Consider the following 11,399-nt stretch of genomic DNA (forward strand, 5'->3'; position numbering starts at 1 on the left):
GAGAGGTGAAAGCGAGCGTAACTGGCAGTTTCATCTAAGCTTGTAAGCGTTATCACAAAAAGGAGATGGAGAACCATGAAACAGACCGTGGCGGCATACATTGCCAAAACTCTTGAACAGGCTGGCGTTAAACGTATTTGGGGCGTAACCGGGGATTCGCTCAACGGCTTAAGCGACAGCCTGAACCGTATGGGGACCATCGACTGGATGCCCACGCGCCATGAAGAAGTGGCCGCCTTCGCCGCCGGGGCGGAAGCGCAGCTTACCGGCGAACTGGCGGTCTGCGCAGGCTCCTGCGGGCCGGGCAACCTGCATCTGATTAACGGCCTTTTCGACTGCCACCGCAATCACGTTCCGGTTCTGGCCATCGCCGCCCATATTCCTTCCAGCGAAATCGGCAGCGGCTATTTTCAGGAAACGCATCCGCAGGAGCTGTTCCGGGAATGCAGTCACTACTGTGAACTGGTCTCAACCCCGGAACAGATCCCGCAGGTGCTGGCCATCGCCATGCGCAAAGCAGTGATTAACCGCGGCGTTTCGGTAGTGGTGCTTCCCGGCGACGTTGCGCTGAAAGCCGCGCCGGAAAGCGCCAGCAGCCACTGGTACCACGCGCCGCTGCCGCAGGTGACGCCGGCGGAAGAAGAGCTGAAAAAGCTGGCCCAGCTGCTGCGCTATTCAAGCAACATCGCCCTGATGTGCGGCAGCGGCTGCGCCGGGGCGCATAAAGAGCTGGTAGACTTCGCCGCGAAGCTCAAAGCGCCTATCGTTCACGCGCTGCGCGGCAAAGAGCACGTAGAATACGACAACCCTTATGATGTGGGGATGACCGGACTGATTGGCTTCTCCTCCGGCTTCCACACCATGATGAACGCCGACACCCTGGTGCTGCTCGGCACCCAGTTCCCCTATCGCGCCTTCTACCCGACGGACGCGAAAATCATTCAGATTGATATCAATCCCGGCAGTATTGGCGCCCACAGTAAAGTGGATATGGCGCTGGTCGGCGATATTAAATCGACCCTCAGCGCGCTGATGCCGCATCTTGAGGAGAAAACCGACCGTAAGTTCCTCGATAAAGCGCTGGAACACTATCGCGACGCGCGCAAGGGGCTTGATGACCTGGCGAAGCCCAGCGAAAAAACAATTCATCCGCAGTATCTGGCGCAGCGCATCAGCCACTATGCCGACGACGATGCCCTCTTTACCTGTGACGTGGGTACGCCGACCGTCTGGGCCGCGCGCTATTTGCAGATGAACGGCAAGCGTCGCCTGCTCGGATCGTTCAACCATGGGTCAATGGCTAACGCCATGCCGCAGGCCATCGGTGCGAAGGCCACCGCCCCTGACCGTCAGGTTGTGGCAATGTGCGGCGACGGCGGCTTCAGCATGCTGATGGGGGATTTTCTCTCGCTGGCGCAGATGAAGCTGCCGGTGAAGATCGTTATCTTCAATAACAGCGTCCTGGGCTTCGTGGCGATGGAGATGAAGGCCGGGGGCTATCTGACAGACGGCACTGAACTTCACGCCACCAACTTTGCCCGCATCGCCGAAGCCTGCGGCATTAAGGGCATACGTGTTGAAAGCGCGTCAGAGGTTGATGAAGCGCTGCAAACCGCTTTCGCTACCGATGGCCCGGTCCTGGTGGATGTGGTCGTCGCCAGTGAAGAGCTGGCGATGCCGCCGCAGATTAAACTGGAGCAGGCCAAAGGTTTCAGCCTTTATATGCTGCGCGCGATTATCAGCGGCCGCGGCGACGAAGTTATCGAACTGGCGAAAACTAACTGGCTAAGGTAAAAATATCCTTTTCAATTCATACGCAAAATTATTCGTGTTGCCTCAAGGCGGCAAGGCCGAAAATCCCCGGGCGCAGAGATAACTCTGTGGCCGGGGTTTGAGGGAGCAGCCAACGCCGGGGCAGCGCGAAGGATGAAGTGTATAAGGATATGACATGATAGATTTACGCAGCGATACCGTTACCCGTCCGGGCCGCGCCATGCTGGAAGCCATGATGGCCGCCCCGGTCGGGGATGACGTGTATGGCGATGACCCGACCGTTAACGAACTCCAGCGCTTTGCCGCCGACCTGGCGGGCAAAGAGGCCGCTATCTTCCTGCCTAGCGGCACCCAGGCCAACCTGGTCGCCCTGCTCAGCCACTGCCAGCGCGGCGAAGAGTATATCGTCGGCCAGGGCGCGCATAACTATCTCTACGAAGCCGGCGGCGCGGCGGTGCTTGGCAGCATCCAGCCGCAGCCAATCGATGCCGCAGCGGACGGTTCCCTGCCGCTGGATAAAGTCGCGGCCAAAATCAAACCGGACGATATCCATTTCGCCCCTACCCGGCTGCTGTCGCTGGAAAACACCCATAACGGCAAAGTGCTGCCGCGTGAATATCTCAAAGATGCCTGGGAGTTTACGCGCCAGCGCGGCCTGGGGCTGCACGTTGACGGGGCGCGTATTTTTAACGCCGTCGTGGAATACGGCTGCGCGCTGCGCGAGATCGCCCGCTACTGCGACTCCTTCACCATCTGCCTGTCTAAAGGACTCGGCGCGCCGGTAGGCTCGCTGCTGGTGGGGAGCGAAGAGTACATTCACCGCGCTATCCGCTGGCGGAAAATGGTCGGCGGCGGGATGCGTCAGGCCGGTATTCTGGCGGCCGCGGGCCTGTATGCCCTGCAGAACAACGTCGCGCGCTTAAAAGAGGATCACGACAACGCCGCGTGGATGGCGGAGCAACTGCGCGCCGCCGGCGCCGAGGTGACGCGTCATGATACCAATATGCTGTTTGTTCGCGTCGGTGAAGCGCGCGCCGCCGCGCTGGGCGAGTATCTGCGCGAACGCGGGGTGCTGATCAACGCCTCGCCCATCGTGCGCCTGGTGACGCATATTGACGTTAACCGCCAGCAGCTCACCGAGGTGGTTAGCCACTGGCAGGCATTTTTAAACCGTTAAGGAGTCCGGCGTGTCGCAGCGAATTCTGGTGCTTGGCGCCAGCGGTTATATCGGCCAGCATCTGGTGAAAAGGCTCAGCGAGCAGGGCTTCACCGTGCTGGCGGCGGCACGCCACATCGACAGGCTTAAAAAACAGCAGCTCCCCGGCGTCGAGTGCTATTCGCTCGATTTAAACCAGCCGGACGCGCTACCCGCCCTGCTGGCGCAGGCTGATACCGTTTACTATCTGGTGCACGGGATGGGCGAAGGCGGGGACTTTATCCGCCACGAACGGCGGGTCGCCCTCAACGTTCGCGACGCGCTGCGCAAGTCGCCGGTGAACGAAGTCATCTTTCTCAGTTCCTTACAGGTGGCGAAGCAGGAGCAATCCGATCATCTGCGCGCCCGCCAGATCACCGGCGATCTGCTGCGCGAATCAGGCGTTCCGGTAGCGGAAGTTCGCGCCGGCATTATCGTCGGCGCCGGTTCCGCCGCCTTCGAAGTGATGCGCGATATGGTCTACAACCTGCCGGTGCTGACGCCGCCGCGCTGGGTTCGCTCGCGCACCACGCCGATTGCGCTGGAAAATTTACTCTACTATCTGCTGCAGCTGCTAAACCATCCGGCCCGCGAGCATCGGGTGTTTGAAGCCGCCGGACCGGAAATTTTGAGCTATCAGCAGCAGTTCATCCGCTTTATGGCGGTCAGCGGCAAACGCCGCCCGCTGATCCCCATCCCTTTCCCGACCCGCTGGATTTCGGTGTGGTTTCTCAACGTCATTACCTCAGTGCCGCCAACCACGGCCAAAGCGCTGATCCAGGGGCTAAAGCACGATCTGATCGCCGACGATCGGGCCCTGCGGGCCTTAATTCCTCAACCGCTTATCGCGTTTGATGAAGCGGTGCGCCTTACGCTTAAAGAAGAGGAGCAGCTGGTGAACTCCAGCGACTGGGGCTACGATGCGCAGGCCTTCGCCCGCTGGCGGCCCGAGTACGGCTACTACCCGAAACAGGCAGGCTGTACCGTTAACACTTCCGCAAGCCTTGCCGCGCTATGGCAGGTGGTCAACCAAATTGGCGGTAAAGAGGGCTATTTCTTCGGCAACGTGCTGTGGAAAACGCGCGGGGCGATGGACCTGCTGGTCGGCCATCGGCTGGCAAAAGGTCGTCCGGAAAAGGCGTATCTGCAAACCGGCGACGCGGTGGACAGCTGGAAAGTGATTATCGTCGAGCCGGAAAAGCAGTTGACGCTGTTATTCGGCATGAAAGCGCCCGGCCTTGGCCGCCTGAGCTTTACCCTGCGCGATAAAGGCGATCATCGCGAACTGGACGTGCGCGCCTGGTGGCACCCGCACGGTATGCCGGGGCTTTTCTACTGGCTGCTGATGATCCCGGCGCATCTGTTTATTTTTCGCGGTATGGCGCGACGCATCGCCCACCTGGCGGAGCAAATCACCATCAAATAGAGTATAGGTGCAGAATTCTTTCATGATTCTCATTGCATCGTAGTCAGAATCACGGAAAAATGCGCACGAAATTCTTTTGTTAAACAGTGGATCGATATGAAGGTACTGGTTACCGGTGCGACCAGCGGATTGGGCCGCAACGCGGTGGAATATCTGCGTAACAGGGGCATTAGCGTCAGAGCGACCGGGCGCAACGAAGCGATGGGCAAGCTTCTGAGCAAAATGGGCGCAGAGTTCGTCCCTGCGGACTTAACCGAGCTGGTCTCTTCGCAGGCCAAAGTGATGCTCGCCGGTATCGATACCCTGTGGCACTGTTCCAGCTTTACCTCGCCGTGGGGCACCCAGCAGGCCTTCGATTTAGCTAACGTGCGCGCGACCCGGCGTCTCGGCGAGTGGGCGGTTGCCTGGGGCGTGCGCAACTTCGTGCATATCTCTTCGCCGTCGCTCTATTTTGATTATCACCATCATCGCGATGTTGCGGAGGATTTCCGCCCGCAGCGTTTCGCCAACGAATTCGCCCGCAGCAAGGCGGCAAGCGAAGATGTGATCAATCTGCTGGCGCAGGCCAACCCAAATACCCGTTTTACAATCCTGCGTCCGCAAAGCCTGTTTGGCCCGCATGATAAAGTGTTTATCCCGCGCCTGGCGCAGATGATGCAGCACTACGGCAGCGTCCTGTTGCCGCGCGGCGGCAGCGCGCTGGTGGATATGACCTACTATGAAAACGCGGTACACGCGATGTGGCTCGCCAGCCAGCCGCAGAGTGACCTTCTGCCCTCGGCCCGCGCGTACAACATTACTAACGGCGAACCGCAAACCCTGCACAGCATTGTGCAGAAACTCATAGACGAGCTGGGGATTAAGTGCCGCATCCGTTCGGTTCCCTATCCCATGCTGGATATCATCGCCCGCAGCATGGAGCGCTTTGGCAATAAGTCAGCGAAAGAGCCCGCATTTACCCACTACGGCGTCTCTAAGCTGAACTTTGATTTTACTCTTGATATCTCCCGCGCCCAGCAGGAGCTAGGCTATCAGCCGGTCATCACGATGGATGAAGGGATTCTCCGCACCGCCGCGTGGTTGAAGGACCACGGCAAGCTGCACTATTAACCACGCCCGTACTTTTCCAGCAGCGCTTCGGCTATCGCCAGGGTTTGCGCATCGGCAACCCCGTCCCAGCGCGCGGGACGGAAGTGCATCTGGAAAGCCATAATGACCCGCTTCTGCTGCGCTGGCGTCATTTCCGGCGTCACCTGATAGCCGTAGCGCGCCAGGACGTCCAGCAGCGCTGCGGCGTCTACCGGCTCGTATGACGGACGGCCCTGCAGATAAAATGCCACGCGCCGGGCATCAGGCCATGCGCCAATCCCCTGCTCGGCCAGCCTGCGCCACGGGAACAGCGGCCCCGGATCGTCTTTGCGCTGCGGCGCGATATCCGCATGGGCGACCACGTTCTGCGGCGCGATGTGGTAGCGGGCGATAATATCTTTCGCCAGCGGGATCAGGGCGTCAATCTGCGCCGGATTAAACGGCGTAAAGCTTTTCACCCCCGCCGTTTTTTGCCAGCCGCGGTTCTCCAGCTCGATGCCAATCGAAGTGTCGTTAATGCGCGTGCTGCCGCGCCAGAAGCTGACGCCCGCATGCCAGGCCAGTTCCTCTTCCGGCACCAGCTGCCAGATCCGCGGTTTGCCTCCGTGCAGCGGCGGTTTCTCCGGGATCAGGTAGTGAGAGCTCACCTGGTTATCCGTCAGCGTCGCCAGCGAAACGTCGAAATCATCGGCGGTGTAGTGAATCACCAGCACTTTGATGCGCGGATAAGCCGCCTGCGCCGGATGGCGCGTATCCAGCTGATAGCCATCGCGATCGATAATACCTTTTTCGCTGGCGCAGCCCGCCAGCAGCAGCGCCAGCAGTACGCCTGCCCGGCAAGCTCTCATCGGCGGGTCTTCACCGCGGTGCCGCTAACGCTGACCATCAGCATGCTGCTATCTTTACCTACGGTTTCGTAGTCAATATCAATCCCGACCACCGCATTGGCGCCCAGCGCCTTCGCCTGCTCGCTCAGCTCTTCAAACGCAATTTCACGGGCCTTACGCAGCTCCTTTTCATAGGCGCCGGAACGACCGCCGACGATATCGCGGATGCTGGCGAAAAAATCGCGGAATACGTTGGCGCCGAGAATCGCTTCCCCCGTGACGACGCCGCAGTATTCAATGATGGGCTGACCTTCGAGGGTCGGAGTGGTGGAAAATTGCATGATGAAACTCCTTCTTTAGCGTTCAATGCGTTAGCTCTAAGGGTCAAGCACAATCCCTATCTGATACACTATGCTTGAAAAGATATTCTAACGTAGTGAGCTCATAAGGAAATCATCATGCGCTACAAAGTTCTTGCATTAGTCCTCCCCTGCGCGCTGGCGCTCAGCGCCTGTACTACCGTCACGCCTGCCTACAAAGATAACGGCACCCGCAGCGGCCCCTGCGTCGAAGGCGGCCCGGATGACGTAGCGCAGAAGTTTTATGACTATCAGGTACAGCACCGCAACAGCGATTTAACCGCGCTGCGCCCATACCTGAGCGACGGTCTGGCAAAACTGCTGAACGACGCGCGTCAGGACCCGTCTAACAACGCCCTGCTGCAGTCAAATCTTTTCTCCAGTAGCACAACGCCAGCCGACAGCGCCGATGTCGCCAGCGCCTCCACCATCCCTAATCGCGACGCGCGCAATATTCCCCTGCGCGTGGAGCTGAAACAGGGCACCCAAAGCTGGAAAGACGAAGTGCTGATGATTCAGGAAGGCCAGTGCTGGGCCGTGGATGACGTGCGCTACCTCGGCAACAACGCCCATGCGCCGGCGGGCACCCTGCGTCAGAGTCTGGAAAAACGCTAATCCAGGCGTTGGGCCGCTCGGGCCGAATGAAATAACCCCGGTAAAATGTCGGCATTTCCGCTGGTAATGCCGACATTGACGTCTCCCGCCTTCACGAAGCCATATTTTGTGCTAACTTTAAATGTAAATATGGTTTACATTTAACTTTTAACGCATAAATATTGCATAACTATTCTGCCAAAGGTACTATTTGCGGCCTCAATTGCTATATGTATCAGACTGCCCAGATGAGCATAAAATTAAACGGCATTAATTGCTTCTACGGCGCACACCAGGCGCTGTTCGACATCACGCTGGATTGCCCGCAGGGGGAAACGCTGGTGCTGCTCGGCCCAAGCGGTGCCGGTAAAAGCTCGCTGCTGCGCGTCCTCAATCTGCTGGAGATGCCGCGTTCCGGTACGCTGCATATCGCCGGAAATCATTTCGACTTTACCAAAGCGCCTTCTGACAAAGCCATTCGCGAGCTGCGCCAGAACGTGGGTATGGTTTTCCAACAGTACAATCTGTGGCCGCATCTGACCGTGCAGCAAAATCTGATTGAAGCTCCCTGCCGCGTGCTCGGTTTGAGCAAAGATCAGGCTCTCGCCCGCGCTGAAAAGCTGCTCGAACGTCTGCGCCTGAAACCCTATAGCGATCGCTACCCGCTGCATCTTTCCGGCGGCCAGCAGCAGCGCGTCGCTATTGCCCGCGCCCTGATGATGGAACCGCAGGTTCTGCTGTTCGATGAACCCACGGCGGCGCTCGATCCAGAAATCACCGCCCAGATCGTCAGTATTATCCGCGAACTGGCTGAAACCGGTATTACGCAGGTTATCGTCACCCACGAAGTGGAAGTGGCGCGCAAAACAGCCAGCCGCGTGGTCTATATGGAAAATGGCCATATCGTTGAACAAGGTGATGCCGGCTGCTTCGCGCATCCGCAGACCGACGCGTTTAAAAACTATCTTTCACATTGATGTTTTCGGGGAAATGACGATGAAAAAAGTACTGATTGCCGCTCTTCTTGCGGGCATGAGCATCTCCGCTACCGCAGCCCAGACCATTCGTTTCGCCACCGAGGCCTCCTACCCTCCGTTTGAATCGATCGATGCCAATAACAAAATTGTCGGCTTTGATGTCGATCTGGCGAACGCGCTGTGTAAAGAGATTGATGCCACCTGCACCTTTACCAACCAGGCTTTCGACAGCCTGATCCCCAGCCTGAAGTTCCGCCGTTTCGACGCGGTCATGGCCGGGATGGACATCACTCCTGAGCGTGAAAAACAGGTGCTGTTCACCACCCCGTACTATGAAAACTCCGCGCTGTTCGTCGGCCAGCAGGGTAAATTCACCAGCATTGACGCCCTGAAAGGCAAGAAAGTCGGCGTGCAGAACGGCACCACTCACCAGAAATTCATCACCGACAAACACCCGGAAATCACGACCGTTCCTTACGACAGCTACCAGAATGCGAAGCTGGACCTGCAGAACGGCCGTATTGATGCCGTATTCGGCGATACCGCCGTGGTGACCGAATGGCTGAAGAGCAATCCGAAGCTGGCCGCGGTGGGCGACAAGGTGACCGATAAAGACTACTTCGGCACCGGTCTCGGCATTGCGCTGCGCCAGGGCAATACCGAACTGCAGCAGAAATTTAACGCTGCGCTGGAAAAAGTGAAAAGCGATGGGACTTACCAGTCTATCTATAACAAATGGTTCCAGAAGTAACGCTGAATGAACGAATTTTTTCCATTAGCAAGCGCCGCCGGGATGACCGTCGGCCTTGCCGTTTGCGCCCTGATCATCGGCCTGGTGCTGGCGATGCTCTTTGCCGTCCTCGAGTCGGTAAAGCTGCGTCCGGTCGCCTGGCTCGCAACCGGCATTGTCACTCTTTTGCGCGGACTACCGGAAATTCTGGTGGTTCTGTTTATCTATTTTGGTTCCTCACAGCTTCTGCTGACCCTTTCTGACGGTTTTACGATCAATCTCGGCATTGTGCAGATCCCGGTACAGATGCAGATTGAAAACTTCGACGTCAGTCCGTTCCTCTGCGGGGCTATCGCGCTTTCTCTGCTGTATGCCGCTTACGCATCGCAGACCCTGCGCGGGGCGCTTAAAGCCGTTCCGCAGGGGCAATGGGAATCCGGTCAGGCGCTGGGATTATCGAAAGCCGCTATTTTCTTTCGCTTAGTGATGCCGCAAATGTGGCGCCACGCGCTGCCGGGACTCGGCAACCAGTGGCTGGTGCTGCTGAAGGATACCGCGCTGGTGAGCCTGATCAGCGTCAACGATCTGATGCTGCAAACTAAAAGCATCGCCACCCGAACCCAGGAGCCGTTTAACTGGTATATCATCGCGGCGGCAATCTATCTGGTCATCACCCTGTTGAGTCAGTACATTCTGAAACGTATTGACCAGCGTGCGACGCGCTTCGAACGGAGACCTGGCTGATGCTTGATTACTTACCCGAACTGCTAAAAGGGCTGCATACCAGCCTGACGCTGACCGCAGCCTCTATCGTCGTGGCGCTGATTCTGTCGCTGATTTTCACCATCATTCTGACGCTAAAAACGCCGGGGCTGGTGTGGATCGTGCGCGGCTATATCACGCTGTTTACCGGCACGCCGCTGCTGGTGCAGATCTTCCTGATTTACTACGGCCCGGGACAGTTCCCGTCGCTGCAGGAGTATCCGGTACTCTGGCATCTGATTTCCGAGCCCTGGCTCTGCGCGCTGATCGCCCTTTCTCTCAACAGCGCCGCTTATACCACGCAGCTGTTTTATGGCGCCATTCGCGCCATCCCGGATGGCCAGTGGCAATCCTGCGGCGCGCTGGGAATGAGTAAGAAAGATACGCTGGCGATCCTGCTGCCGTACGCCTTTAAACGTGCCCTCTCCTCCTACTCCAACGAAGTGGTGCTGGTGTTCAAGAGTACGTCTCTGGCCTACACCATTACCCTGATGGAAGTGATGGGTCACAGCCAGCTGCTCTATGGGCGTACCTATGATGTGATGGTGTTCGGCGCCGCCGGCATTGTCTATCTGGTGGTCAATGGCCTGCTGACGCTGCTGATGCGCCTGGTGGAACATAAAGCGCTGGCCTTTGAGCGACGCAATTAAAAACGCATAAAAAGCCAAATCAAGACGGATAAGCTCACTGAATTATCCGTCTTTTTTTATTCTAATTAAAATAAATATCCATGATTATTGAATATAAATTCATTTAGTGGCATTGTTACTCCCAGCCGCAGACACGGCACAACATCATAAGATTGACCGACGGGAGTTCCACAATGAAAAAGTTAGTTCTGGCCGCACTGCTTAGCACTTTCGCCTTTGGCGCCGCTGCCGCAGAAAAAATCAGCTTTGGCGTTTCTGCAACTTACCCACCGTTTGAATCGATGGACGCCAATAACCAGATCGCCGGTTTCGACATCGATCTGGCAAACGCGCTGTGTAAGCAGATGCAGGCTGAGTGTACGTTTACCAACCATGCCTTCGACAGCCTGATCCCGGCGCTCAAATTTAAGAAATATGATGCGGTCATCTCCGGCATGGACATTACCCCGGAGCGCAGCAAGCAGGTGGCGTTTACCGACCCGTACTACGCTAACTCCGCGCTGGTTATCTCGAAGAAAGATGCCTTCCACTCTTTTGCCGATCTGAAAGGTAAGCGTATCGGGATGGAAAACGGCACCACGCACCAGAAATACCTGCAGGATAAACATCCGGAAGTGAAAACCGTGGCTTACGATAGCTACCAGAATGCGTTTATTGACCTGAAAAATGGCCGTATTGATGGGGTGTTTGGCGATACAGCCGTGGTCAACGAGTGGCTGAAAACCAACCCGCAGCTGGGCGCGGCAACGCCGAAAGTCACCGACGCGCAGTACTTCGGTACCGGCCTCGGCATTGCGGTACGCCCGGATAACAAAGCGCTGCTGGAAAAACTGAACGCCGCGCTGAAGGCGATTAAAGCCGACGGCACCTACGAGAAAATCAGCAAGCAGTGGTTCCCGGAGTAAGCATTTCCCGGAGGCGGCGCTTGACGCGCCTGTCCGGGCTACCGGCCCGCAGACAGTCGTGGCCCCGTAGCCCGGGCAAGCGCAGCGCGGCCCGGGACGAAGCCGCACCAAA

General features: G+C 57.6%; 12 protein-coding genes. 10 read left to right on the forward strand and 2 right to left on the reverse strand.

Translation table 11 applies throughout. The annotated features are described in order from the left end of the window. Window positions 1–75: 75 nt before the first annotated feature. The 4 genes from poxB (at window position 76) to ABLV30_RS25625 (ending at window position 5,504) form a co-directional block, all read left to right on the forward strand. The gene (poxB, locus tag ABLV30_RS25610) at window positions 76–1,794 is read left to right on the forward strand and encodes a ubiquinone-dependent pyruvate dehydrogenase (protein ID WP_265800507.1); all 1,719 of its coding nucleotides are present in this window, start codon (window positions 76–78) and stop codon (window positions 1,792–1,794) included. 154 nt (window positions 1,795–1,948) lie between these two features. Then, window positions 1,949–2,950: a low-specificity L-threonine aldolase gene (gene ltaE, locus ABLV30_RS25615; RefSeq protein WP_032694256.1), complete on the forward strand. Its 1,002-nt coding sequence runs from the start codon at window positions 1,949–1,951 to the stop codon at window positions 2,948–2,950. 10 nt (window positions 2,951–2,960) lie between these two features. Next, window positions 2,961–4,394 (forward strand): DUF2867 domain-containing protein, encoded by a 1,434-nt coding sequence (locus tag ABLV30_RS25620; protein WP_048261084.1) that lies wholly within the window; start codon window positions 2,961–2,963, stop codon window positions 4,392–4,394. A gap of 96 nt (window positions 4,395–4,490) precedes the next feature. Beyond that, window positions 4,491–5,504, forward strand: coding sequence for an NAD(P)-dependent oxidoreductase (locus tag ABLV30_RS25625; RefSeq protein WP_009653274.1), 1,014 nt, complete (start codon window positions 4,491–4,493; stop codon window positions 5,502–5,504). Here ABLV30_RS25625 and ABLV30_RS25630 read toward each other — a convergent pair. Together ABLV30_RS25630 and ABLV30_RS25635 are read right to left on the reverse strand one after the other, a co-directional pair. Next, window positions 5,501–6,331, reverse strand: a complete 831-nt coding sequence (locus tag ABLV30_RS25630; RefSeq protein WP_014837943.1) for an N-acetylmuramoyl-L-alanine amidase — start codon at window positions 6,329–6,331, stop codon at window positions 5,501–5,503. The two genes, ABLV30_RS25625 and ABLV30_RS25630, sit on opposite strands and share 4 nt — an antisense overlap. After that, window positions 6,328–6,651, reverse strand: coding sequence for a heavy metal-binding domain-containing protein (locus tag ABLV30_RS25635; RefSeq protein ID WP_004100606.1), 324 nt, complete (start codon window positions 6,649–6,651; stop codon window positions 6,328–6,330). The genes ABLV30_RS25630 and ABLV30_RS25635 overlap by 4 nt, the downstream gene beginning before the upstream one ends. Window positions 6,652–6,768: 117 nt before the next feature. Between ABLV30_RS25635 and ABLV30_RS25640 the strand changes: the two genes are divergently transcribed. From ABLV30_RS25640 to artJ, 6 genes are all read left to right on the forward strand, one after another. Then, window positions 6,769–7,284, forward strand: coding sequence for a lipoprotein (locus ABLV30_RS25640; protein ID WP_064375415.1), 516 nt, complete (start codon window positions 6,769–6,771; stop codon window positions 7,282–7,284). A gap of 227 nt (window positions 7,285–7,511) precedes the next feature. Then, a complete protein-coding gene (artP, locus tag ABLV30_RS25645; RefSeq protein ID WP_004111834.1) occupies window positions 7,512–8,240 on the forward strand; it encodes an arginine ABC transporter ATP-binding protein ArtP in 729 nt (242 codons plus the stop codon). 19 nt (window positions 8,241–8,259) lie between these two features. Beyond that, complete coding sequence (artI, locus tag ABLV30_RS25650) at window positions 8,260–8,991, forward strand: arginine ABC transporter substrate-binding protein ArtI (RefSeq protein ID WP_265800505.1); 732 nt, start codon at window positions 8,260–8,262, stop codon at window positions 8,989–8,991. 6 nt (window positions 8,992–8,997) lie between these two features. After that, window positions 8,998–9,714: an arginine ABC transporter permease ArtQ gene (artQ, locus tag ABLV30_RS25655; RefSeq protein WP_004100599.1), complete on the forward strand. Its 717-nt coding sequence runs from the start codon at window positions 8,998–9,000 to the stop codon at window positions 9,712–9,714. Beyond that, window positions 9,714–10,382, forward strand: a complete 669-nt coding sequence (gene artM, locus ABLV30_RS25660) for an arginine ABC transporter permease ArtM (RefSeq protein ID WP_014228606.1) — start codon at window positions 9,714–9,716, stop codon at window positions 10,380–10,382. The genes artQ and artM overlap by 1 nt, the downstream gene beginning before the upstream one ends. Before the next feature lie 173 nt (window positions 10,383–10,555). Then, complete coding sequence (gene artJ / locus ABLV30_RS25665) at window positions 10,556–11,287, forward strand: arginine ABC transporter substrate-binding protein ArtJ (protein WP_014228605.1); 732 nt, start codon at window positions 10,556–10,558, stop codon at window positions 11,285–11,287. Window positions 11,288–11,399: the final 112 nt, after the last annotated feature.

Source organism: Klebsiella sp. CN_Kp113, from assembly GCF_040064585.1.
GTDB classification, from domain to species: Bacteria; Pseudomonadota; Gammaproteobacteria; order Enterobacterales; family Enterobacteriaceae; genus Klebsiella; species Klebsiella michiganensis.

Bases quoted from the DNA above. Each gene is read 5' to 3' on its own strand.
- poxB (WP_265800507.1), top strand. From the start codon at position 76: ATGAAACAGACCGTGGCGGCATACATTGCCAAAACTCTTGAACAGGCT.
- ltaE (WP_032694256.1), top strand. From the start codon at position 1,949: ATGATAGATTTACGCAGCGATACCGTTACCCGTCCGGGCCGCGCCATG.
- ABLV30_RS25625 (WP_009653274.1), top strand. From the start codon at position 4,491: ATGAAGGTACTGGTTACCGGTGCGACCAGCGGATTGGGCCGCAACGCG.
- ABLV30_RS25630 (WP_014837943.1), bottom strand. From the start codon at position 6,331: ATGAGAGCTTGCCGGGCAGGCGTACTGCTGGCGCTGCTGCTGGCGGGC.
- ABLV30_RS25635 (WP_004100606.1), bottom strand. From the start codon at position 6,651: ATGCAATTTTCCACCACTCCGACCCTCGAAGGTCAGCCCATCATTGAA.
- ABLV30_RS25640 (WP_064375415.1), top strand. From the start codon at position 6,769: ATGCGCTACAAAGTTCTTGCATTAGTCCTCCCCTGCGCGCTGGCGCTC.
- artP (WP_004111834.1), top strand. From the start codon at position 7,512: ATGAGCATAAAATTAAACGGCATTAATTGCTTCTACGGCGCACACCAG.
- artI (WP_265800505.1), top strand. From the start codon at position 8,260: ATGAAAAAAGTACTGATTGCCGCTCTTCTTGCGGGCATGAGCATCTCC.
- artQ (WP_004100599.1), top strand. From the start codon at position 8,998: ATGAACGAATTTTTTCCATTAGCAAGCGCCGCCGGGATGACCGTCGGC.
- artM (WP_014228606.1), top strand. From the start codon at position 9,714: ATGCTTGATTACTTACCCGAACTGCTAAAAGGGCTGCATACCAGCCTG.
- artJ (WP_014228605.1), top strand. From the start codon at position 10,556: ATGAAAAAGTTAGTTCTGGCCGCACTGCTTAGCACTTTCGCCTTTGGC.